This is a genomic window from Streptomyces sp. NPDC107498 (assembly GCF_055582805.1).
Map to the genome: position 1 here is coordinate 22,079 of NZ_JBVJPE010000019.1, position 22,582 is coordinate 44,660.

Here is a 22,582-nt window from a genome sequence, read left to right on the forward strand (position 1 = left end):
CCGGTTTTCGTACGAGAGGACTCGCGCTGATGCAGGTGCAGGACACCCCGGAGGAGTGGCAGGTCGTCGCCACCGTCACCCCCTTCGAGGGCAACAAGACGAGTGTCCGCACGGACGACGTGGTCATGCCGGACGGCTCGGTCCACCGCCGTGACTACCAGGTCCACCCCGGCTCCGTGGCCGTCCTCGCCCTGGACGAGGAGGACCGCGTGGTCGTCCTCCGGCAGTACCGGCACCCCGTGCGGCAGCGGCTCTGGGAGATCCCCGCCGGGCTCCTCGACGTGCCCGGCGAGAACCCGCTGCACGCCGCCCAGCGCGAGCTGTACGAGGAGGCGCACGTCAAGGCCGGGGACTGGCGGGTCCTCGCCGACGTCTACACCACGCCCGGCGGTTGCGACGAGGCCGTACGGATCTTCCTGGCGCGGGACCTCGCGGAGGCGGAGGGCGCGCGCTTCGAGGTCTCCGAGGAGGAGGCCGACATGGAGCTGGCGCGGGTGCCGCTGCCGGAGCTGGTGCGGGGGGTGCTGGCGGGGGAGCTGCACAACAACTGCCTGGCGGTGGGCGTCCTCTCGCTGGCGGCGGCGCGGGCGGGGGAGGGCGGGCTCGACGCGCTCCGTCCGGCCTCCGCGCCGTGGCCGGCCCGCCCCTTCGAGGCGTAACCCTCCGGGCCCGCACGTTCTGCACCCGGCGGGGCGGCGCCCCTCTCCCCGGTGCGGACTGCGCCCGCCGCCCTCCCGCCGTGTGGGCCCGCGCCCGGCGGGGCGGTGCCCCCCCCGCACCTCCGTGTGGGCAATCGTCCCGCTGGGGCGAAGGGGGCCCCCCCTGCTCGAGCGGAGCCGAGAGCTTGGGGGAGGGTGGGCACACGGGACGGCGCCTTTCGGCGGCGCCTCCGCGTTCCGCGCCTGGACCCGCACCACGAAGTGCGCCGTACAGCCCGGTGCGGGTCAGGGCGCGGGAGCCTCTGGCGCCGGCAAGGGGCGCCGTCCGTTGTGCCCACCCTCCCCCAAGCTCTCGGCTCCGCTCGAGCAGGGGGGCCCCCTTCGCCCCGGCGGAACGATTGCCCACAACGGGGTGGGTGGTGTGAAGATGTGTTGATCCGATCAGGGGATTCCTCCGCCCTGCTCCGCCAGGTCTCCCTCCCGCCTTGAACTACGCTCGGAATCGCCCGTGCGGAGCCCCCCGCGGGATCGGCTCGTGTGCAGGTGGACGGGAGCGTGGCCCGTGACGGATCAGGCGGTGGCGGCGGCCGGCAGCCGTCAGTTCTTCGGCCGGCAGCGGGAGTTGAAGGCCCTGCGCGCCGACATCGAGCGGACCGGTCTCGACACCCTCACCGGCCGCAAGGCCCCCCGCGCCCGGGTCCTGCTCATCGCCGGCAAGCCCGGTTCCGGGCGGACGGCCCTCGCCGAGGAGCTGGCCGCCGGGCTCGCCGACCGCTACCCCGACGGAGTCTTCCGGGCCCGGCTCACCGAGCCCGGCGGCGAGCCCGTCCCCACCGGGCGGGCCGCCCAGGAGCTCCTCGCCGCGCTCGGGGTCGCCGAGCCTCCGGGGGCCGGCGAGGAGGAGCTGGCCGAGCTCGTCAGGAACGCCCTCGCCGACCGCCGGGCCGTCCTGCTCCTGGACGACGCCGTCGACGCCGAGCAGGCCGACCCGCTGATCCCCGACAATCCCGACGTCCTGGTGGTGGGGGTCGCCCGCGGTCCGCTCACCGGCATTCCCGACGTACGGCCCTGCACCCTCGGCGGGCTCGACCCCAAGTCGGCCATCGAACTGCTGACGTCCTTCACCGGTTCCGTCCGCGTCACCGTCGACCCCCAGGCCGCCGAGAGCCTCGTCGAGGAGTGCGGGGGGCTGCCCGCCGCGGTCGTCCTCGCCGGCGGCTGGCTCTCCAGGCAGCCGAAGGCCTCGGTCGCCGACCTCGCCAAGCGGCTGCGCGCGCTGAGCGGCGACCCGCTCACCCGGGCCTTCCTGCTCGCGCACGAGGCGCTGCCCGCCGCGGCCGCCCGGATACTGCGGTTCCTCGCCCTGGCCCCGCTGGGCCGGGCCGACGCCCACACCGCCTCCGCCCTGGCCGGCTGCTCGGTCTCGGCGGCCGAGACGACCCTCGCCGACTTCGCCGCCCTGGGACTCGTCTCGGGCGGCGCGGACGGACAGTACGAGGTGCGCGCGCACCTCGTCCCCCTCCTTCGCGCCCAGCTGGAGGAGCGCGACCGGCCCGCCGAGGTGCAGCTCGCCCGGGCCCGGATGCTGGAGCGGACCGTGCGGCTCCTCCAGTCCTGCCGCGCGGTCACCGAACCCGAGGGCTCGCCCGCCCGCCGGAAGCTGGCCGGGCTCCCGCGGGCGCTGCGCTTCCCGAGCGCGGCCGCGGGTGCCGCCTGGCTGGACTCCCGGCGGCCCGTGCTCCTGGCCTCCGCCCGGCTCGCCGTGGCGGACGGGGAGCTCGACACCCTCGCCCGGCGCCTGATCGCCTCCCTCGTGAGGGCGCTCGCGGCGCACCGGGGCGCGGAGGCCGCCGCTCCCGAGCTGTACGGCCTGCACCGGCTGGTCCTGGACGTGGCCGAGCGGCACGGGCTGCACCGCGAGCGGGCGGCGGCCCTGCTCAACCTGGCCGACCTGGATGCCAGGACCGGCAGGACGAAGGACGCTCTGCTGCGATATCGGTTGGCTTTGGAGGCCGGACGCGCAGCAAATGACCCGTACGCGACCGGTCGCGCAATGGAATCCGTAGGTGGCTCGTATCAGGAGCTGGGGGACTGGCAGCGGGCCGGCGACTGGTACGGACGGGCGCTCGCCCAGCGCCTCGCCCGGGACGAGCGCGCCGACCAGGCCCGGCTGTACGCCCGCCTCGGAGCCGTGCACACCTATGCGGGGCGGTACGGGGAGGCCCTGCGGAGTTGGCGGGCCGCCGCGGCGGGCTACCGGAGGCTCTCCGATCTCCCCGGCTACGCACGGGCGTTGAGCGAGGCGGCCCGGGTCCAGGAGTACGCCGGACGGCCCGAGGAGTCCCTGCGGACCTGCGAGGAGGCGGTGGAGTGGGCCCGCCGCGCCCAGGACGCCCGGCTCCAGGCCGCCCTCCAGCTGCGGCTGGCCGACACCCTCGACCGGCTCGGCGACCCCGCGGCGGCGGGTTTGCACCGGTCGGCGGCCGAAAGACTCCTGGAAACGGAACCGACAGCCTACGAAATCCGCAGTGGCTCCGTGGAAGATTAGTACTTTGAAAGGCTAGACAGGGAGAACTCCTTCATTAGACTGGGTGAGCCGCGTCAGAACGTGGTCTGCCCCGGTGCGCCGTAGTGCATCCGGGTATGTATCGCAGTGCCCCAGTTATCCCCCTGATTCAAGGACCGTGATCGACGATGAAGGTCGGCATCCCCCGCGAGGTCAAGAACAACGAGTTCCGCGTGGCCATCACCCCCGCCGGTGTCCACGAGCTCGTCCGCCACGGCCACCAGGTCTTCATCGAGCAGAACGCCGGTGTCGGCTCCTCGATCACGGACGGCGAGTACGTCGCCGCCGGCGCCGAGATCCTCGCCACCGCCGACGAGGTCTGGGCCACCGCCGACCTGCTCCTCAAGGTCAAGGAGCCGATCGCGGAGGAGTACCACCGCCTCCGCAAGGACCAGACGCTCTTCACCTACCTGCACCTCGCCGCCTCCCGGGAGTGCACGGACGCGCTCCTGGAGTCCGGCACCACCGCCATCGCGTACGAGACGGTCGAGACCGCGAACCGCGCGCTCCCGCTGCTCGCCCCGATGTCCGAGGTCGCGGGCCGCCTGGCCCCGCAGGTCGGCGCCTACCACCTGATGCGTTCGGCCGGCGGCCGCGGCGTGCTCCCCGGCGGCGTCCCCGGCACCCACGCCGGCGAGTGCGTCGTCATCGGCGGCGGCGTCTCCGGCTGGAACGCCGTGCAGATCGCCATCGGCCTGGGCTTCCACGTGACCCTGCTCGACAAGGACATCAACAAGCTCCGCGAGGCCGACAAGATCTTCGGCACGAAGGTCAAGACGATCGTCTCCAACGCCTTCGAGCTGGAGAAGGCCGTCGTCGAGGCGGACCTCGTCGTCGGCGCCGTCCTCATCCCGGGCGCCAAGGCCCCGAAGCTGGTCACCAACGAGCTCGTCGCCAAGATGAAGCCCGGAAGTGTCCTTGTCGACATTGCGATCGACCAGGGCGGCTGCTTCGAGGACTCCCACCCGACCACCCACGCCGAGCCGACCTTCCAGGTCCACAACTCGGTCTTCTACTGCGTCGCGAACATGCCGGGCGCGGTCCCGAACACCTCCACCTACGCCCTCACCAACGCCACGCTGCCCTACATCGTGTCGCTGGCGAACAACGGCTGGGTCGAGGCGCTGCGCCGCGACTCCGCCCTCGCCCTGGGCCTCAACACCCATGACGGCAAGGTGGTTTACAAGGAGGTCGCCGAGGCGCACGGCCTCGAGCACGTCGAGCTGAGCAGCCTCCTGGCCTGACCGCCGAAGGCTCTTTGACGGAGGCTCCGTCAACGCGTGCCGTCAATGTCACGCACCCGGCCGGACCTTGTTCGACAAGGTCCGGCCGGTCGTGTCTCCGCGCTTGCCGAAACGTTCGGGCAACTCGCCTCGAACGTAACCCTTTAACCGTTTCGCGCACCCCTGAAACGTGCGGATGCATGCCTGCGCACCCTTGACAGAGAGGTGTTCGGTTGCCGACACATCGGGCCGGGTCCGGCGGATTGTGTTGCTGCGGACCGGTGACACGCCATAGAGTCGCCAACCGTCGGCATGGTGCCACGCTGACCTATCGATAAATGTTCCTGGTCACATCCAAGGAGGTAAGACGACTTGTGAATGAGTCGACATTTACTCCCGGGAGCGGTGCACCAGGTGCCCCGATCGGCTCCGTCGCGGTGCGGACCTTCGCGACGCACCAGCCCATGACGAGTGCCCACACGATGAAGACGATGGACGGCCTACACGTGAACGCCACGGCCGGCAACGAGATGGGCCGAGAGTCCACCCACTTCGCCGCCTACGACGAGGTGCCCGAGGGGCACTTCTACGACCCCGACGCCGAGTACGAGCCCGATCCGGAGTACGCGGCCACCCTCGCACCCGACGCTGCCCGCCAGCGCCGCGAGCGGATCGGCCCCACCGGACGGCCCCTGCCGTACTTCCCGATCCCGGGTCCCCTGACCGACCACGGACCCGCGAAGATCATCGCGATGTGCAACCAGAAGGGCGGCGTCGGCAAGACCACGTCGACCATCAACCTGGGCGCCGCGCTCGCCGAGTACGGACGACGGGTGCTGCTCGTCGACTTCGACCCGCAGGGAGCCCTGTCGGTCGGCCTCGGCGTGAACCCGATGGAGCTCGACCTCACCGTCTACAACCTGCTCATGGAGCGGGGCATGTCGGCGGACGAGGTGCTCCTCAAGACCGCCGTGCCCAACATGGACCTGCTGCCGAGCAACATCGACCTCTCGGCCGCCGAAGTCCAGCTGGTCAGCGAGGTCGCGCGCGAGTCCACGCTCCAGCGGGCCCTGAAGCCGCTGATGAACGACTACGACTACATCGTGATCGACTGTCAGCCCTCGCTCGGCCTGCTGACCGTGAACGCCCTGACGGCCGCTCACAAGGTCATCGTGCCGCTGGAATGCGAGTTCTTCGCGCTGCGCGGGGTCGCGCTGCTCACCGAGACCATCGAGAAGGTCCAGGAGCGGCTCAACCCCGAGCTGGAGCTCGACGGCATCCTCGCCACGATGTACGACTCCCGGACCGTGCACAGCCGCGAGGTCCTCGCGCGCGTCGTCGAGGCCTTCGACGACCACGTGTACCACACGGTCATCGGGCGGACCGTGCGCTTCCCGGAGACCACGGTCGCCGGCGAGCCCATCACCACGTACGCCTCCAACTCCGTGGGCGCCGCCGCCTACCGTCAGCTCGCCAGGGAGGTGCTCGCCCGGTGTCACGCCGAGTGAGTCTGCCCGGAGCCGACGAACTCTTCCGTACGACCGGGGGGACGGCGCTCCAGGCGTCCGCACCGCGCCGGGCCGTCCCGGCGCCGGCCGCCGAGAGCGACACGGCGGCGGCCGAGGGCCCCGCGGAGCACGCCCCGGCGGACTCCGAGGCCGCGGAACCGCGGGCCCGGACGGCCGAGCCCGAGGGACCGGCCCCCAAGGCCGCGCCCGGCGCCCAGGTGCCCGCCCCCGCGGCGGCCCGGCGGCGCGGCGGCCGCACCGCGAACCGGCGGCCCAGCGGTCGCGAGCGCCACGACGAGAAGATCACGGTCTACGTCTCCGCCGAGGAGCTGATGGACCTGGAGCACGCCCGGCTCGTCCTGCGCGGTGAGCACGGTCTCGCCGTCGACCGGGGCCGGATCGTCCGGGAGGCCGTCGCGGTCGTCCTGGCGGACCTGGAGTCCCGCGGCGACGCGAGCATCCTCGTGCGCCGCCTGCGCGGCCGCTGACGGTAGCCTGCGGGCTGCCGCCCCTCTCGTTTCCCCTGGACCCCCATGCGCCACGCCTCTGACGAAACGTCCCGCCCGCCGGGCCGCCGCCCCCTGGGCCGCGGCCCGGGCGAGACGCAGGGGGCGGCGCCCGCCGCTCCGGCCGGGGGCCCGGACGCGCCAGAGGCCCCGGAGCCTCCGGAGGCGCCCGAGGTCCCGGAAGTGCCCGAGGTCCCGGCGGACCCCGAAGCGTCCGCGGTCCCGGAGGCGGCCGGCGGCGAGGCCCCCGAGGGCGGTGACGGGCGGTTCACCGTGCGGCTCTCGAACTTCGAGGGGCCCTTCGACCTGCTCCTCCAGCTGATCACCAAGCACAAGCTCGACGTCACCGAGGTCGCCCTCTCCCGGGTCACCGACGAGTTCATGGCCCACCTGCGGGCCCTCGGGCCCGACGGGGACCTCGACCAGACCACCGAGTTCCTCGTCGTCGCCGCCACCCTCCTCGACCTGAAGGCCGCCCGGCTGCTCCCCGCCGCCGAGGTGGAGGACGAGGCCGACCTCGCCCTCCTGGAGGCCCGCGACCTGCTCTTCGCCCGGCTCCTCCAGTACCGCGCGTACAAGCGGATCGCCGAGATCTTCGAGGAGCGCTGGGAGGCCGAGGGCCATCGCCACCCCCGTACCGTCGGACTCGAACCGCACCACGCCGAGCTGCTCCCCGAGGTCGTCATCTCCCTCGGCGTCGAGGGCTTCGCCAGGCTCGCCGTCAAGGCCATGCAGCCCAAGGCCGAGCCCCAGGTGTACGTCGACCACATCCACGCCCCGCTCGTCAGCGTCCGGGACCAGGCCGCGGTGGTCGTCGCGCTGCTCCGCGAGCGCGGCTCGGCCGTCTTCCGGGAGCTGATCGAGGACGCCGACGACACCCTCACCGTCGTCGCCCGCTTCCTCGCCCTCCTGGAGCTCTACCGGGAGAAGGCCGTCGCCCTCGACCAGGAGACCGCCCTCGGGGACCTCACGGTCTCCTGGACCGGCGGGGAGAACGATCCGTCCGCGGCCGTGACCGACGAATTCGACCAGGAGGCCACCGCGTGAGCGACCTCAAGCCCGCCCTCGAAGCCGTCCTGATGGTCGTCGACGAGCCCACCGCCGAGGACCACCTCGCCAAGGTCCTGGACCGCGCCCCCGCCGAGGTGGCCGACGCCCTGCACGAGCTGGCCGAGGAGTACACCGCCCAGGGCCGCGGCTTCGAGCTGCGGCGGGTCGCCGGGGGCTGGCGCTACTACACCCGCGCCGCCTTCGCCCCGGCCGTCGAGGCCTTCGTCCTGGAGGGGCAGCAGGCCCGGCTCACCCAGGCGGCCCTGGAGACCCTCGCGGTCGTCGCCTACCGCCAGCCGGTCAGCCGTTCCCGGGTCTCCGCGGTCCGCGGAGTCAACTGCGACGGCGTGATGCGGACCCTCCTCCAGAGGGGTCTGGTGGAGGAGGCGGGCGCGGAACCCGAAACAGGTGCGATCCTGTACAGGACGACGAACTACTTCCTGGAGCGGATGGGCCTGCGCGGCCTGGACGAACTCCCCGAACTCGCCCCCTTCCTCCCCGAGGCCGAGGCGGTCGAGGCGGACTCCCTGGAAGGCGTCCCGTCGTTCGACCCGGACGCAGACGTAGACGACAAGACGGAACTTTGATGCGAAGCAGCAGCGGCAGGAACAGCAGCGGAAACAACGGCGGGAGCCGTGGTGGCAACAGCGGCGGCCGCGGCGGCAGCGGCGGCAGCGGTGGTGGCCGCGGCAACGGCGGCGGTGGCGGCGGGCGCGGCAACTACCGCGGCGCCGGCAACGGCCGTGACGACCGACAGGGCCAGGGCGGCGGACGCCCCGGCCAGGGCGGAGGGCGTCCGGGGCAGGGCGGCGGCGGGCGTCCCGGCCAGGGCGGCGGCCGGCCGACCGGCGCCGGCTCGCGCAAGGCGCGCCCGGAGGAGCGCACCTACGACGAGCGCTACAGCGGCCCCGGCGGCTCCTCGGACGCCCCCAAGCGCGGCCGGGGCGCGGCCGCGCGCGGCGGCGCCAAGGGCGGCCCCCGGCAGTCCCCGCAGCGCGGCGGCGGCCGTACGGCGCCCGCCCGCTCGCGCGAGTACGACGCCCGCGCGGAGGAGCGCAACCGGGAGCGGTACGCCGACAAGCCCGAGATCAAGATCCCCAAGACCTTCCCCGGCGCCGAGCAGGAGGGCGAGCGGCTGCAGAAGGTCCTCGCCCGTGCCGGCATGGGCTCGCGGCGCGCCTGCGAGGAGCTCATCGAGCAGGCCCGCGTCGAGGTCAACGGCGAGATCGTCGTCGAGCAGGGCATGCGCGTCGACCCGGAGAAGGACGAGATCAAGGTGGACGGCCTGACCGTCGCCACCCAGTCCCACCTCTTCTTCGCGCTGAACAAGCCGTCCGGCGTCGTCTCCACCATGGAGGACCCCGACGGCCGCCAGTGCCTCGGCGACTACGTCACCAACCGCGAGACCCGGCTGTTCCACGTCGGCCGGCTCGACACGGAGACCGAGGGCATCATCCTGCTCACCAACCACGGCGAGCTGGCCCACCGCCTCACGCACCCGAAGTACGGCGTGAAGAAGACCTACCTGGCCGCCATCACCGGCCCGCTGCCCCGCGAGGTCGGCCGGCGCCTGAAGGACGGCATCCAGCTGGAGGACGGCTACGCCCGCGCCGACCACTTCCGCGTGGTCGAGCAGACCGGCAAGAACTACCTGGTCGAGGTCACCCTGCACGAGGGCCGCAAGCACATCGTGCGCCGGATGCTCGCCGAGGCGGGCTTCCCGGTCGAGAAGCTGGTCCGCACCGCCTTCGGCCCGATCGCCCTGGGCGACCAGAAGTCGGGCTGGCTGCGCCGCCTGACCAACACCGAGGTCGGCATGCTGATGAAGGAAGTCGGCATGTAAGGCCCCCTGCCGTACCGGCGAAGCCCGTGACGCCCGGCGGTCACGGGCTTCGTCGCGTCCGGGGCCGGGCCGGGCCCGGGGTCGCGTCCGAGGTCGGGGCCCGGGCCCGGGCCGCGTCCGCAGCGGGGGCGGGGACGCGAACGGGGCTTGTGGCGGTGGTCCGCCGACCTTTATAGTCAGGATGACTCTTAAGGAGGCGGGCGTGAGCCTCGCAGACGTACTCGAACCCTTGCAGCAGCCGCTCTTCACCCTCTTGGACACCCCGGTCAGCTGGACCGAGGTCCTGGGATTCGGCAGCGGAGCCCTCTGCGTCTGGCTCGTCGCCCGCCAGCACCCGGCCAACTGGCCCATCGGCATCGCCAACAACCTCTTCTTCGTCCTGCTCTTCACCCAGGCCGGGCTCTACGCCGACGCCGGCCTCCAGATCGTCTTCATCGCCCTCGCCGCGTACGGCTGGTGGACCTGGACCCACGGGGGTGGACCAGGCTCCGACGACCTCCCGGTGCGCCGCACCACGCGCACCGAGTGGACGTGGCTGCTCACGGCGGGGGCGGTGGGGACCCTCGTGCTCACCCTGCTCCTCGACCGCGTCACCGACTCGACCGTCCCCTTCTGGGACGCCCTCACCACCGCGCTCTCCCTGACGGCGACCTACGGCCAGTGCCGCAAGCGGCTGGAGTCCTGGTGGCTCTGGATCGCCGCCGACGTCGTCTACGTCCCGCTCTACGCGTACAAGGGGCTCTACCTGACCTCCCTGCTGTACGTCGGCTTCATGACGCTCTGCGTCCTCGGCCTGCGCGGCTGGACCAGGGACCTCACGGGCTCCCCCCGTCCGGTGGGAGCGACCGCGTGAAGCGCTACGGCCACGGCCTCGTCCTCGGCAAGTTCTATCCGCCGCACGCCGGCCACCACCACCTCGTCCGCACCGCCCGCGACCGGTGCGAGCGCCTCACCGTCCTCGTCTGCGCCTCCTCCGTGGAGAGCGTCCCCCTGGAGGACCGGGTCGCCTGGATGCGCGAGATCCACCCCGACGTCCTCGTCGTCGGCACCGTCGACGACGTCCCCGTCGACCTCCGGGACCCCGACGTGTGGGCCGCCCACATGGCCGTCTTCCGGGCCGCCGTGCCCGAACGCGTCGACGCCGTCTTCACCTCGGAGCCGTACGGGGAGGAACTCGGCCGCCGCTTCGGCGCCGACTCCGTCCTCGTCGACCGGGAGCGCGCCCGCCACCCCGTCTCCGGCACCGCCGTCCGCGCGGACCCCGCCGGCTGCTGGGACTTCCTGGAAGCACCGGTGCGGGCCGCGCTCACCCGCCGGATCGTCGTTCTCGGCGCCGAGTCCACCGGCACCACCACCATGGCCCTCGCCCTCGCCGACCACTACCGGCGGCGCGGCGGCGTCTGGGCCCGCACCCGGTACGTACCGGAGTACGGGCGCGAGTACAGCGAACTCAAACTCGCCGAACTCCGCGCCGAACGCCCCGGCGCCGACTGGTCCGAGGTCACCTTCCGCTCCTCCGACTTCCCCGTCATCGCCCAGCGCCAGGCCGAACTGGAGGAGGAGGCCGCCCGGGACGGCTCACCCGTCCTCTTCTGCGACACCGACGCCTTCGCCACCACCATCTGGCACGAGCGCTACATGGGCACCACCAGCCGCGCCACCGGCGAGATCGCCGCCCTCGGCCGACAGCACCTCTGGCTGCTCACCGACCACCGGGGCGTCGAGTTCGAGGACGACGGCCTGCGCGACGGGGAACACCTGCGGCCCTGGATGACCGCCCGCTTCCTCACCCAGCTCGCCCGCACCGGCCGCCGCACCGCCGTCCTCACCGGCCCCCACGAGGAGCGGCTCGCGACCGCCGTCGCCGCCGTCGACGCGCTGCTCGCCGAGGGCCCGCACCTCGCCGACCCCCTGCCGGAGCGCCGATGACCGACCGCCGGCCCCCCGAGGGCTACGACCCGTACGCCTTCGAGCCGTTCGCCGTCACCGTCGACCTCGCCGTCCTCACCGTCCGCGAGGAACGCCTCCACGTCCTGCTCGTCGAGCGCGGCCAGGAGCCGTACGCCGGGGCCTGGGCCCTGCCCGGCGGGTTCGTCCTGCCCCAGGAGTCCGCCGAACGGGCCGCCCGCCGCGAACTCGCCGAGGAGACCGGGCTCTCCGGGGCCACCGTCGCCGGCCTCCACCTCGAACAGCTCCGCACCTACACCGAACCCGACCGCGACCCGAGGATGCGGGTCGTCTCCGTCGCCTTCACCGCGCTCGTCCCCGACCCTCCCGAACCGCGCGGCGGCGGCGACGCGGCCCAGGCCCGCTGGATCCCGTACGGGACGCACGGGCGGCTCGCCTTCGACCACGACCGGATCCTCGCCGACGCCCACGAACGGGTCGGCGCCAAACTCGAGTACACCTGCCTCGCGACCGCCTTCTGCCCGCCCGAGTTCACCCTCGGCGAGCTGCGGCAGGTCTACGAGACGGTCTGGGGCGTCGAACTCGACCGCCCCAACTTCCGGCGCAAGGTCCTCACCACGCCCGGCTTCGTCCAGGCCGTGGAAGGACCGCCGCGCCTCACCGGCGGACGGGGGAAACCGGCCGCCCTCTACCGGGCGGGCGGGGCCACCACCCTCCACCCGCCCCTCCTGCGACCGGAAGGACGCCCCGCATGAACCTCACCCGCACCGCCACCAAGCAGGCCGCTACCGGCTCCCTGATCGGACTGGCACTCGGAGACGCGCTGGGCTTCCCGACCGAGTTCAACGACGTGCCGTCGATCCTGGCCAAGGTCGGACCCTGGCGGGAGATGCCCCTGCCCGTCAGGAACGGCAAGGCGTACGTCACCGACGACACCCAGATGACCCTCGCCTTCGCCCGGGGCATCCGCACGGCCATGGACCGGGGCGTGCTCGCCCCGCTGCGGCTCGCCCGGCCCCTGCGGGAGGAGTACGTCGACTGGTTCCGCTCGCCGGAGAACAACCGGGCGCCCGGGCGCACCTGCATGGTCGCCTGCGGGCTCCTGACGACCGACGTGCCCTGGCAGGAGGCCAGCCAGATCCACTCCAAGGGCTGCGGCGCCAACATGCGGGTCGCGCCCATCGGACTCGTCCCCGGGCTGAGCGAGGAGCAGCGGGCGGGCGCCGCGCAGCTCCAGGCGGGCCTGACCCACGGTCACCCCACCGCGCTCGCCGCCTCCGACCTCACCGCCCGCGCCGTGTACCTGCTCGCACAGGGCGTGGACCCGACCGGGCTCGTCGGGCAGCTGCGCTCGTACGCCTACGAGAACCGCTCCCGCTACCACGAGCACTGGCTCGGCGACCTGTGGACCCGTTCCCAGGACCCCGACGCCCTGCACTTCGTCCAACGCGGCTGGGACGAGTGCCTGGCCGTCCTGGAACGCCTGGACGCCGTCCAGCGCACGGCCGACCCGGAGCTCGACCCCTGCACGTACACCGGCGACGGCTGGATCGCCGAGGAGGCCCTCGCGACCGGCCTCCTCTGCTTCCTGCTCTTCCCCGACGAGCCCCTCACCGCCCTGCGCCGCGCCGCCTGCACCCGAGGCGACTCCGACTCGATCGCCGCCCTCGCGGGCGCCTTCGCCGGCGCCCACCTCGGCGCGGACGCCTGGCCGAAGGAGTGGGCGGAGCGCGTCGAGCACCACAGCGACCTGCTGACCTTCGGCGCGCTCTGGGACGCCTGACCCATGACGCTCACCCCGGACCCGGACCTCTCCGCCGTCGTCGCGGAACAGCCCGACCCGCTGCTCTTCGCCACGGTCTCCGGCGCGCACCTGTACGGATTCCCGTCCCGCGACTCGGACGTCGACCTGCGCGGCGCGCACCTGCTCCCCGTGGACGCCCTCACAGGCCTGCGCGAGCCGGAGGAGACCCGCAGCCGGACGTGGGACCGGGACGGCGTCGAGATGGACCTCGTCACCCACGACCTGCGGAAGTTCGCCCGGCTGATGCTGCGCCGCAACGGCTACGTCCTCGAACAGCTCACCTCCCCGCTCGTGGCCCACACGACGGAGACCCACGCGGAGCTGGTGGCACTCGTGCCCGGGGTGCTCACCCGCCACCACGCCCACCACTACCGGGGCTTCGCGGGGACGCAGTGGCGGCTCTTCCGGAGCAGCGGCGAGCTCAAGCCGCTGCTGTACACCTACCGGGCCCTGCTCACCGGCATCCACCTGATGCGCTCGGGCGAGGTCCAGGCCCACCTGCCGACCCTCGTCGAAGAGGTGCCCGAGGCGCCCGCCCGGCTGCCCGGCCTCGTCGCGGCGAAGACCGAGGCCGAGCACGGGCACGCGGAGGTCGTCGTCGAGGACGTACTCGCCGAGACGGAGGCCCTGCACGCGGTCCTGGACGAGGCCCAGGCCGCGTCCGGGCTGCCGGAGGCCGCGACCGGCGCCCACGACGCGCTCCACGACCTGGTCGTACGGGCTCGGCTCGCGGCGTCCTAGAAGGCGTCCGTGGCCGAGGACCGGCGGGCGCGGGTCAGGAAGTCCTGGATCCGGCGCTCGTCCGGGGCGGCGGGGAGGGGGGTCGTGTCGTGGGCCCGGTCGGCCTCCTCCTGGAGGCGGTCCATCCAGGACTCGACCTCGGCCCAGGCGACCTCGCCGCGCTTGACCGCGAGGAGGCGGTCGCGGTCCTCGCCGACGTCGATGCGGAGCTCGCCCGTGCGCAGCAGGTCGCGGCAGCTGGTCAGGAGCCGCAGCAGGTGCATGGCGTGCTTCCAGCGCGGCCCGCCGTGCTGGCGGACGTCCGCGTCGAGCTTGCGGCGCTGGCCGGCGGCGTACCGGACGAAGGTCTGGTGGGCCCGGCGGGACAGGAAGGCCCCGCGCAGGGACAGGAGCTCGCGGCCCCAGTCGTCGACGTGCTCGACCACGGGGGAGTGGAGGCACTCCAGGACGTTGGGGTTGTTGCGCAGGGCGAGCTCGCAGAAGCGTTCCAGCTCCCAGCTGAACTGGTCCTCGCCGGGCCCCTCCACGTGCGCCGGGGGCTTGTCGAAGTGCCAGAAGAGGGGCGTCGGGGCGAGGTACACGCCCCGCACGTCCGTGTCGCTGTCCTCGGTCGCCAGACCGAAGGCGCGCGAGCCCATCACGCAGGAGTAGATCGTGTGCTCGCGCACCAGCTCGTCCGGAGTCATGCCCGGCAGATTACGCCAGGGTGATCGTTTCCCCCGAGACGACGATCTGCTCGGCCGGCAGCGGACGGGAAGCCGGACCCGCCACCACGGAGCCGTCCGCGACACGGAACCTGGAGCCGTGGCAGGGGCAGTCGATCGTGCCGTCCGCGACCTTGTTCACCGTGCAGCCCTGATGCGTGCAGATCGCGGAGAACGCCTTGAACTCGCCCGTCGAGGGCTGGGTCACGACCACCTTCTCCTTCGGGAAGACCAGACCGCCGCCGACCGGGATCTGGGAGGTCCTGGCCAGCGGGGCTCCGCCGCTCCGGGCGGCCGTGGCGCTCGGGGACGCCTCGGTGGCGGTCGGGGACGCCTCGGCGGCGGCCGGTGCGCTCGTCGTGCTCGTGCCGCCGCCTCCGTCGTCCGAGCCGCAGCCCGTCGTCAGGGCCGCTGCGGAGAACAGGACGGTACGGCGGGTGGTGGGGCGTGAGGTCATGCCGCCAGCTTGGCCGCGCGCCCCGCCCCCGGGGCCCGCAACACGCCTGTGCCCGGTGCCCGGCTCCCCCGCACGGCCGCCCCCGCCCGTCGCGCACCCCGGTGGCGGAGCCCCCCGGCTCGGGTGACATTGGCCCTGTTCCGCACCGGACGACCGGACGAAAGGCAGGACCATGGCGGGTAACGACCTCGGCAGTCTCCTCGGGGGCCTCCTCGGAGGAGCCGGCGGGCAGGGCGGCGGGCAGGGCGGTGGCGCCGGGAACATCCTCGGCTCCTTGATCGGGGCCCTCGCGGGGGCCAGGGGCGGCGGGGCGGCGGGCGGGTCGAACCCGCTCGGCGGCCTCCTCGACGTGCTGACCAGGTCCGGCCTCAGCGACCAGGCGTGGTCCTGGGTCGGCACCGGCGAGAACCAGGCCGTCAGCGGCGCGCAGATCGCCGAGGCCCTCCCCGACGACGCCCTCCGCAAGGTCGCGGCGGACACCGGCGTCAGCCCGGAGGAGGCCGCCGACGAGATCGCCCGGTCCCTGCCGCAGGCCGTCGACAAGCTGACCCCGAACGGCTCGCTGCCCGAGGGCGCCTCCCTGGAGGAGATCATCCGGCAGCAGCGGCTCTGACCACCGGCACCGGACGCGGCCGTCCCCCGCCCGCCGTCCCGTCCGTCTCGGAGGGCGGGCGGCGCGACGCGGCCTCCCCGCCGCTGACTAGGCTGAACGGAGCACTGACGCAGGCGAAGGAGCACGACGTGGCGGTACGAGCGGTCCGAGGCGCCGTCCAGCTGGAGCGGGACGAGGCCGGACACATGCGCGAGCAGGTCGAGGAACTGCTCACCGCCGTCCTCGAGCGCAACGGGCTCGCCACCGACGACCTCATCAGCATCTGGTTCACCGCCACGCCCGATCTGCACAGCGACTTCCCCGCCGCCGCGGCCCGGCACCTCGGGATCGGCATGGCCGACGTACCCCTGCTCTGCGCACAGGAACTCGACGTCGAGGGCGCGATGCCGAGGGTCGTCCGGCTCCTCGCCCACGTCGAGACCGAACTGCCCAAGTCCCGGATCGCGCACGTCTACCTCGGTGCCGCGGCCGCCCTGCGCAAGGACATCGCCCAGTGAGAACAGCGCTCGTCATCGGTACCGGTCTGATCGGCACCTCCGCCGCCATCGCCCTCGCGGGCCGGGGCGTCACGGTCCACCTGCGCGACCACGACCCGGCGCGCGCCCGCACGGCCGCCGCGCTCGGCGCGGGCACCGACGAGGCGCCCGAAGGCCCCGTGGACCTCGCCGTCGTCGCCGTGCCCCCCGCGCACGTGGCTGCCACCCTCGCCGAGGCCATGACGGCCGGCCTGGCCCGCGGCTACCTGGACGTGGCGAGCGTCAAGGGCGGACCCAAGCGGGAGCTGGAGGCGCTGGGCCTCGACCTCACCGCGTACATTGGCAGCCACCCCATGTCCGGCAAGGAGCGCTCGGGCCCGCTCGCCGCCACCGCCGACCTCTTCGAGGGTCGGCCCTGGGTCCTCACCCCGACCCGGGACACCGACACCGAGGTCCTCAACCTCGCCCTGGAGCTCGTCGCCCTCTGCCGGGCCGTCCCCGTCGTCATGGACGCCGACGCCCACGACCGGGCCGTCGCCCTCGTCTCCCACACCCCGCAGCTGGTGTCCTCCATGGTCGCCGCGCGCCTGGAGGAGGCCGACGAGTCCGCCGTACGCCTCTGCGGGCAGGGCATCCGCGACGTCACCCGGATCGCCGCCTCCGATCCGCGCATGTGGGTCGAGATCCTCTCCGCCAACCCCGGGCCCGTCGCCGACGTCCTCTCCGGCGTCGCCGCCGACCTCGACGAGACCGTCCGCGCCCTGCGGTCCCTGCAGTCCGCCGACGAGGACAAGCGGCGGAACGGGGCCGCCGGCGTCGCCGACGTCCTGCGCCGCGGCAACGCCGGGCGCGCCCGCGTCCCCGGCAAGCACGGTGCCGCCCCTGCCGTCTACGAGACCGTCGCCGTCCTCATCAGCGACCGACCGGGCGAGCTCGCCCGCATCTTCGCCGACGCGGGGCGCGCGGGCGTCAACATCGAGGACGTCCGCATCGAGCACGCGACCGGGCAGCAGGCGGGTCTGGTGCAGCTGATGGTCGAACCGTCGGCGGCGCCGGTGCTGGGGGCGGCGCTCCAGGAACGCGGCTGGTCCCTCCGCACGAGCTGACGGCCAGGCCCCACTCCACCGGGACGGCGCGCGCCCCCGCCCACCCTCGTTGTGGGCAACTGTTCCGCTCGAGCAGGGGGGACCCCCTCGCCCTGCGGGACGATTGCCCACACGGGCAGGGGCAGGGAGGGCACCGCCCCGGCAGGGTGGTGCCCCGCGCGGCGGGGTCGGCGGCCCGGGACCGGCGGGGTGCGGGGACTCGGTAACCTTGTGGGGGTCCCCCGCATCCCGCCGGGCCCTACCGTTCACCCCAGGAAGGTGTTCCCACCGTGGAATCCGTGATCGTCGCCATCGACGGGCCCTCCGGCACGGGCAAGTCCAGCACCTCGAAGGCGGTCGCCGCCAAGCTGGGGCTGAGCTACCTCGACACCGGCGCCCAGTACCGGGCGATCACCTGGTGGATGATCAGCAACGGCGTCGACGTCACCGACGCCGAGGCCGTCGCCAACGCCGCCTCCAAGCCGGTCATCGTCTCCGGCACCGACCCGGCCCGGCCCACCATCACCGTCGACGGCGCCGACGCCTCGGGCCCGATCCGGACCGAGGAGGTCACCTCCAAGGTCAGCGCCGTCAGCGCCGTCCCCGAGGTGCGGAGCCTGATCACGGAGCTCCAGCGGTCCATCGCCCGCGGCGCGGAGATCGGCATCGTCGTCGAGGGCCGGGACATCGGCACCACCGTCCTGCCCGACGCCGACCTGAAGATCTTCCTCACCGCCTCGCCGGAGGCCCGTGCCGCCCGCCGCTCCGGCGAGCTCAAGGGCGCCGACGTGCACGCGACGAAGGAGGCCCTGATCAAGCGGGACGCGGCCGACTCCAGCCGCAAGACCTCCCCGCTCGCCAAGGCCGACGACGCCGTCGAGGTCGACACCACCGACCTCACCCTGGACCAGGTCATCGAGTGCGTCGTCACCCTGGTGGACGAGAAGCGGACGGTCGCCAAGTGACCCTGCCCTCCGGGAAGGGCGCCGCCGTCGGCCGACGCATCGGCATCGGGCTGATGTACGGCTTCTGGAAGCCGCGCGTCCTCGGCGCCTGGCGGGTGCCGTCCTCCGGCCCCGTCATCCTCGCCGTCAACCACGCGCACAACATCGACGGCCCCATGCTCATGGGCACCGCCCCGCGCCCCGTGCACTTCCTCATCAAGAAGGAGGCGTTCGTCGGACCGCTCGGCAGCTTCCTGGAGGGCATCGGGCAGCTGAAGGTGGACCGGGACTCGACCGACCGCAAGGCGATCGGCAACGCCCTGGGCGTCCTGGAGCAGGGCGGCGTCCTCGGGATCTTCCCCGAGGGCACCCGCGGCGACGGCGACTTCGCCTCGCTGCGCGCGGGCCTGGCGTACTTCGCCGTCCGCAGCGGCGCGCCGATCGTCCCGGTCGCCGTGCTGGGAAGCACCGAGCGCAGCGGGCGGCTGGTCAAGGCGCTGCCTCCGCTGCGCGGCCGCGTCGACGTCGTCTTCGGCGACGCCTTCGAGGCGGGCGACGGCTCGGGCCGCCGCACCCGCAAGGCGCTCGACGAGGCCACCGTACGGATCCAGGGGAAGCTCACCGCCCACCTGGAAAACGCCAGGCGCCTCACCGGGCGCTGAGCGACACTCTCAGTAGTGGCCCCCACGGCTCCGGCCGTCCGGGACCACCGACCACGAATGATCAAGGAACGGACTTCATGAACGACCAGCACGACCACGGGGCACTTGGCGACGCCGAGTACGCGGAGTTCATGGAGCTCGCCGCGGAAGAGGGCTTCGACGTCGAGGACGTCGAGGGCGCGATCGAGGAGGCCGGCCACGGCCCGCTCCCCGTCCTCGCCGTCGTCGGCCGCCCGAACGTCGGCAAGTCGACCCTGGTGAACCGCATCATCGGCCGCCGCGAGGCCGTCGTCGAGGACAAGCCGGGCGTCACCCGCGACCGCGTCACCTACGAGGCCGAGTGGGCCGGCCGCCGCTTCAAGGTCGTCGACACCGGTGGCTGGGAGCAGGACGTCCTCGGCATCGACGCCTCCGTCGCCGCCCAGGCCGAGTACGCCATCGAGGCCGCCGACGCCTGCCTCTTCGTCGTGGACGCCACCGTCGGCGCCACTGACACCGACGAGGCCGTCGTCAAGCTGCTCCGCCGCGCCGGGAAGCCGGTCGTCCTCGCCGCCAACAAGGTCGACGGCCAGTCCGGCGAGGCCGACGCGGCCATGCTCTGGTCCCTGGGCCTCGGCGAGCCGTTCCCCGTCTCCTCGCTGCACGGCCGCGGCACCGGCGACCTCCTCGACGAGGTCCTCAAGAAGCTGCCCGAGGCCCCCGAGCAGCGCTTCGGCAACGCGGTCGGCGGTCCCCGCCGCATCGCGCTCATCGGCCGCCCGAACGTCGGCAAGTCCTCCCTGCTCAACAAGGTGGCGGGCGAGGACCGGGTCGTCGTCAACGAGCTGGCCGGCACCACCCGCGACCCGGTCGACGAGCTCATCGAGCTCGGCGGCGTGACGTGGAAGTTCGTCGACACCGCGGGCATCCGCAAGAAGGTCCACCTCCAGGAGGGCGCGGACTACTACGCCTCCCTGCGGACCGCGGCCGCCGTCGAGAAGGCGGAGGTGGCCGTCATCCTCATCGACACCACCGACAACATCTCGGTCCAGGACCAGCGCATCATCACGATGGCGGTCGAGTCGGGCCGCGCCATCGTCATCGCCTACAACAAGTGGGACGAGCTCGACGAGGAGCGCCGCTACTACCTCGAGCGCGAGATCGAGACCGAGATGCAGCAGGTCGCCTGGGCGCCCCGGGTCAACGTCTCCGCCAAGACCGGCCGTCACATGGAGAAGCTGGTCCCGGCCATCGAGACCGCCCTCGCCGGCTGGGAGACCCGCGTCCCCACCGGCCGGCTCAATGCCTTCCTGGGCGAGATCGTCGCCGCCCACCCGCACCCGGTCCGTGGCGGCAAGCAGCCCCGCATCCTCTTCGGCACGCAGGCCGGCACCAAGCCGCCCCGCTTCGTGCTCTTCGCCTCCGGCTTCCTGGAGGCCGGCTACCGCCGCTTCATCGAGCGCCGGCTGCGCGAGGAGTTCGGCTTCGAGGGCACCCCGATCCACATCTCGGTCCGGGTGCGCGAGAAGCGCGGCCGCAAGAAGTAGCACCCACGCACCACACGCCTGCGCACCCGCGCGGTGACACACGGCCGAGGGCCGGGGCGATGCGCCCCGGCCCTCGGCCGTTCGTCCGGTCCGCTTCCGTCGGTCCGCTTCCGTACTAGAGACCTCTGCGGGGTCCCGGTGGCAGCGCCGCCTGGGTGGGGGGGTGCTGCTGCGCCGACCACGCCGTCGGATGCCCGCTCACGTGCCCGTGCCCGCGCCCGTGCCTGCCCGTGCCCAGGGCCGTGCCGAAGGACCGGAAGCTCAGCTCCTCCTCCCCGCTGCGGTCGCCCGGCAGCGTACGGAACGACCTGCGGTACTCCGAGTACAGGGCGTCGTAGATCGGCGTCGGCGAAGGGCCCGCCGCGACGTCCCGCGCGGGACGCATCGAGGGGATCTGGCTCGGATACGGCTGGGTGAAGGGGTCGTATGGGTGCACATAGGTGCCAACGACACCGACGTCCGTCGGATGCGGGCGGCTCTCCGAAAGGGGAGCGCTCCGGGGACGCGGCACGGTCGGCACGCCCTGCCCCGCCCCCGGGCGCTGCCGCGCCCGCCGTATGCCCGGCCGGCCGTCTTCCATCAGGTGCCGGCCAGCGGCATCGCGGCGGCCACCAGACGGCCGTTCGCGGCGGCCTTCTCCAGGGCGTCGCGCAGCAGGTCCTCGCGGGGCTGCTGGCCGATCGAGCCCACCGGGGCGGCGAAGACCAGGACCGTGTGCGACTTGTTGGCCGCCGCGCGCCAGCCCTCGGTGACCTGGAGCGGCTGGTGCGCCTGCCACCAGGCGGCCTGACCGGCACCGCCCGGCCCCGGCTGGAGCACGGAGTGCAGCTGGCCCATGGCGACCAGGACCGACCAGCCCGGCAGCATCGCCGGCTTCTCGCCCAGGTCCATGACCTGCTGGAAGCCCTGCTCGGCCAGGAGCGACAGGAACTCGTCGGTGAGGCCGTCCGAACCGGGACGGGCCACCGGGGCGGTCGGCTCCACGACGAGCGCCGGGTGCAGCTCGCCCTCGATCAGCACGAGACCGCTGGTGACCCCCAGCACGGCCTGCTCGGGGTGGGAGGCGGAGAGCGCGTCGGCGGCGTCGGAGGCCGTGATGGAGGCGACGGCACCCTGGAGCTGCTCCTCGGCGACCCGGACGACCTGCGACGGGATGCAACTGGCGTGGGCGAACGCGAGGACCGCGGTCTCCTCGCCGACGAACAGCACCGTGCTGGTGCGCTCCTGGTCGGAGTCTCCCGGCGTGCGGCAGGAGGTGCAGTCGTAGCTGCCCGGGGCGTTGTCGCCGGCCAGCAGCCGGTCCGCTTCTTCGTCGCCGATCTCGGCGCGTACGTCCTCGCTGACGTCGAGCATGCGCGGCACGGGGGCTCCCTGGACTCGGTACGGGGGACGCCGGGCCGTTCCCGGGCGTCTCATGCCGAGTTCAACGGGTCAGCCTCGGCCGGGGTCACGCGCGGAAGCGGGGCAAGTTGCCGGTGGCGTGTGCGTCCCGGGCCGTCCGGGGGCGTCCGTGCCCCGTCCGGGGGCGTGACTCCGACCGGGTGGGGTGTGAACGGTGTTCCGCGCGGCACGGGCCGGAGTCGGCGGGGGGCTGCCTAGCCTTCCCCGATGTCGAAGATCCGATTTTGGACGGCGGGTTCCCTCGTGGCGGCGTCCGCGGCCGCGCTCCTGACCCTGGCTCCGGCGCCCGCCCACGCCCGGGACACGTCCGCGGGGCCCGCCCCGGGCGTGGTCGCGGGGGCGCGGGACGTGCCGGGGTCCGTCGAGGACCTGGTCACCGGGGTGCGGGACCTGTCGGGGGGCGTGCGGGAGGACTCCGCCGCGCTCCTGGACGTGTCGGACGCGTTCCGGGAGGCCGCCTCCGTGCCCGCGTACGCCTGCGCGCGGGACCAGTGGCCGTGGGGCTGCGTCGCCGAGTGCGAGAGCAGCGGGCGCTGGCACGCCAACACGGGCAACGGCTTCTACGGCGGCCTCCAGTTCTGGCAGCCCACCTGGGTCGAGCACGGGGGACCGAAGTACGCCCGCCGCGCCGACCTGGCGACCCGGCAGCAGCAGATCACCGTCGCCGAGGACGTGCTGCGCACCCAGGGGTGGGGGGCCTGGCCCGTCTGCTCCAAGCGGTACGGCCTGTCCGGGCGCGTCCACACCGTCCAGGCCGGCGACACGCTCGGTTCGATCGCCCGCCGCTTCGCGGTCAAGGGCGGCTGGCAGGCGCTGTACGCGGCGAACCGGAGCCTGATCGGACCCGATCCGAACCGGATCGTCGTCGGCACCATGCTGCGGATCGCCCCGCTCTGAGGCCCCGCG

General features: G+C 73.5%; 24 protein-coding genes. 20 read left to right on the forward strand and 4 right to left on the reverse strand.

The features are described from left to right. Positions 1 to 29: 29 nt before the first annotated feature. From ACZ66Z_RS28055 to ACZ66Z_RS28115, 13 genes are all read left to right on the forward strand, one after another. Positions 30 to 659 (forward strand): NUDIX domain-containing protein, encoded by a 630-nt coding sequence (locus ACZ66Z_RS28055; protein ID WP_469938143.1) that lies wholly within the window; start codon positions 30 to 32, stop codon positions 657 to 659. A 562-nt stretch (positions 660 to 1,221) separates the two neighbouring features. Then, positions 1,222 to 3,207, forward strand: a complete 1,986-nt coding sequence (locus tag ACZ66Z_RS28060) for an AAA family ATPase (protein WP_469938144.1) — start codon at positions 1,222 to 1,224, stop codon at positions 3,205 to 3,207. A 146-nt stretch (positions 3,208 to 3,353) separates the two neighbouring features. After that, positions 3,354 to 4,469 (forward strand): alanine dehydrogenase, encoded by a 1,116-nt coding sequence (gene ald, locus ACZ66Z_RS28065; RefSeq protein ID WP_469938145.1) that lies wholly within the window; start codon positions 3,354 to 3,356, stop codon positions 4,467 to 4,469. Between the two features lie 461 nt (positions 4,470 to 4,930). Continuing rightward, positions 4,931 to 5,956, forward strand: coding sequence for a ParA family protein (locus tag ACZ66Z_RS28070; protein ID WP_030212665.1), 1,026 nt, complete (start codon positions 4,931 to 4,933; stop codon positions 5,954 to 5,956). Next, positions 5,953 to 6,444, forward strand: a complete 492-nt coding sequence (locus ACZ66Z_RS28075; RefSeq protein ID WP_093876813.1) for a hypothetical protein — start codon at positions 5,953 to 5,955, stop codon at positions 6,442 to 6,444. The genes ACZ66Z_RS28070 and ACZ66Z_RS28075 overlap by 4 nt, the downstream gene beginning before the upstream one ends. Before the next feature lie 45 nt (positions 6,445 to 6,489). Then, on the forward strand, positions 6,490 to 7,509 hold the full coding sequence (locus ACZ66Z_RS28080; protein WP_469938146.1) for a segregation and condensation protein A: 1,020 nt from the start codon (positions 6,490 to 6,492) through the stop codon (positions 7,507 to 7,509). After that, complete coding sequence (gene scpB, locus ACZ66Z_RS28085; protein ID WP_469938147.1) at positions 7,506 to 8,099, forward strand: SMC-Scp complex subunit ScpB; 594 nt, start codon at positions 7,506 to 7,508, stop codon at positions 8,097 to 8,099. Before ACZ66Z_RS28080 ends, scpB begins: the two co-directional genes overlap by 4 nt. Beyond that, a complete protein-coding gene (locus ACZ66Z_RS28090; protein ID WP_469938148.1) occupies positions 8,099 to 9,355 on the forward strand; it encodes a pseudouridine synthase in 1,257 nt (418 codons plus the stop codon). The genes scpB and ACZ66Z_RS28090 overlap by 1 nt, the downstream gene beginning before the upstream one ends. A gap of 202 nt (positions 9,356 to 9,557) precedes the next feature. Then, complete coding sequence (pnuC, locus tag ACZ66Z_RS28095; RefSeq protein ID WP_469938149.1) at positions 9,558 to 10,208, forward strand: nicotinamide riboside transporter PnuC; 651 nt, start codon at positions 9,558 to 9,560, stop codon at positions 10,206 to 10,208. Beyond that, the gene (locus tag ACZ66Z_RS28100) at positions 10,205 to 11,284 is read left to right on the forward strand and encodes an AAA family ATPase (RefSeq protein WP_469938150.1); all 1,080 of its coding nucleotides are present in this window, start codon (positions 10,205 to 10,207) and stop codon (positions 11,282 to 11,284) included. Before pnuC ends, ACZ66Z_RS28100 begins: the two co-directional genes overlap by 4 nt. Continuing rightward, on the forward strand, positions 11,281 to 12,018 hold the full coding sequence (locus ACZ66Z_RS28105) for an NUDIX hydrolase (RefSeq protein ID WP_469938151.1): 738 nt from the start codon (positions 11,281 to 11,283) through the stop codon (positions 12,016 to 12,018). The genes ACZ66Z_RS28100 and ACZ66Z_RS28105 overlap by 4 nt, the downstream gene beginning before the upstream one ends. Then, on the forward strand, positions 12,015 to 13,046 hold the full coding sequence (locus tag ACZ66Z_RS28110; RefSeq protein WP_469938152.1) for an ADP-ribosylglycohydrolase family protein: 1,032 nt from the start codon (positions 12,015 to 12,017) through the stop codon (positions 13,044 to 13,046). The genes ACZ66Z_RS28105 and ACZ66Z_RS28110 overlap by 4 nt, the downstream gene beginning before the upstream one ends. Positions 13,047 to 13,049: 3 nt before the next feature. Next, entirely contained in the window at positions 13,050 to 13,808 is a 759-nt protein-coding gene (locus ACZ66Z_RS28115; protein ID WP_469938153.1) for a nucleotidyltransferase domain-containing protein, read from the forward strand. On the opposite strand, the gene ACZ66Z_RS28120 is transcribed toward ACZ66Z_RS28115, so the two are convergent. Both ACZ66Z_RS28120 and ACZ66Z_RS28125 read right to left on the reverse strand, forming a co-directional pair. Continuing rightward, positions 13,805 to 14,494, reverse strand: a complete 690-nt coding sequence (locus ACZ66Z_RS28120; protein WP_469938154.1) for a nucleotidyltransferase domain-containing protein — start codon at positions 14,492 to 14,494, stop codon at positions 13,805 to 13,807. The two genes, ACZ66Z_RS28115 and ACZ66Z_RS28120, sit on opposite strands and share 4 nt — an antisense overlap. Before the next feature lie 10 nt (positions 14,495 to 14,504). Continuing rightward, positions 14,505 to 14,969 (reverse strand): Rieske (2Fe-2S) protein, encoded by a 465-nt coding sequence (locus tag ACZ66Z_RS28125; RefSeq protein ID WP_469938155.1) that lies wholly within the window; start codon positions 14,967 to 14,969, stop codon positions 14,505 to 14,507. A 172-nt stretch (positions 14,970 to 15,141) separates the two neighbouring features. Here ACZ66Z_RS28125 and ACZ66Z_RS28130 point away from each other — a divergent pair, with 172 nt between their 5' ends. The 6 genes from ACZ66Z_RS28130 to der all read left to right on the forward strand — a co-directional run bounded on the left by ACZ66Z_RS28130 (position 15,142) and on the right by der (position 20,275). Further along, positions 15,142 to 15,582 carry a YidB family protein gene (locus ACZ66Z_RS28130; RefSeq protein ID WP_469938156.1) on the forward strand — a complete coding sequence of 147 codons (441 nt, stop codon included), beginning with the start codon at positions 15,142 to 15,144 and terminating at the stop codon, positions 15,580 to 15,582. 128 nt (positions 15,583 to 15,710) lie between these two features. Continuing rightward, on the forward strand, positions 15,711 to 16,079 hold the full coding sequence (gene aroH / locus ACZ66Z_RS28135; protein ID WP_469938157.1) for a chorismate mutase: 369 nt from the start codon (positions 15,711 to 15,713) through the stop codon (positions 16,077 to 16,079). Beyond that, the gene (locus ACZ66Z_RS28140) at positions 16,076 to 17,164 is read left to right on the forward strand and encodes a prephenate dehydrogenase (RefSeq protein WP_469938158.1); all 1,089 of its coding nucleotides are present in this window, start codon (positions 16,076 to 16,078) and stop codon (positions 17,162 to 17,164) included. Before aroH ends, ACZ66Z_RS28140 begins: the two co-directional genes overlap by 4 nt. Positions 17,165 to 17,433: 269 nt before the next feature. After that, complete coding sequence (cmk, locus tag ACZ66Z_RS28145) at positions 17,434 to 18,108, forward strand: (d)CMP kinase (RefSeq protein WP_469938159.1); 675 nt, start codon at positions 17,434 to 17,436, stop codon at positions 18,106 to 18,108. Then, positions 18,105 to 18,749 carry a lysophospholipid acyltransferase family protein gene (locus tag ACZ66Z_RS28150; protein ID WP_469938160.1) on the forward strand — a complete coding sequence of 215 codons (645 nt, stop codon included), beginning with the start codon at positions 18,105 to 18,107 and terminating at the stop codon, positions 18,747 to 18,749. Before cmk ends, ACZ66Z_RS28150 begins: the two co-directional genes overlap by 4 nt. A gap of 77 nt (positions 18,750 to 18,826) precedes the next feature. Further along, positions 18,827 to 20,275 carry a ribosome biogenesis GTPase Der gene (der, locus tag ACZ66Z_RS28155; RefSeq protein WP_093876828.1) on the forward strand — a complete coding sequence of 483 codons (1,449 nt, stop codon included), beginning with the start codon at positions 18,827 to 18,829 and terminating at the stop codon, positions 20,273 to 20,275. Between the two features lie 115 nt (positions 20,276 to 20,390). Here the strand turns inward: der and ACZ66Z_RS28160 are convergent, their stop codons facing one another. Continuing rightward, positions 20,391 to 20,711 (reverse strand): hypothetical protein, encoded by a 321-nt coding sequence (locus tag ACZ66Z_RS28160; protein WP_469938161.1) that lies wholly within the window; start codon positions 20,709 to 20,711, stop codon positions 20,391 to 20,393. Positions 20,712 to 20,854: 143 nt separating this feature from the next. Continuing rightward, positions 20,855 to 21,637, reverse strand: coding sequence for a hypothetical protein (locus tag ACZ66Z_RS28165; protein ID WP_469938162.1), 783 nt, complete (start codon positions 21,635 to 21,637; stop codon positions 20,855 to 20,857). Positions 21,638 to 21,883: 246 nt separating this feature from the next. Here ACZ66Z_RS28165 and ACZ66Z_RS28170 point away from each other — a divergent pair, with 246 nt between their 5' ends. Beyond that, positions 21,884 to 22,573 (forward strand): LysM peptidoglycan-binding domain-containing protein, encoded by a 690-nt coding sequence (locus tag ACZ66Z_RS28170; RefSeq protein ID WP_469938163.1) that lies wholly within the window; start codon positions 21,884 to 21,886, stop codon positions 22,571 to 22,573. Positions 22,574 to 22,582 lie beyond the last annotated feature (9 nt).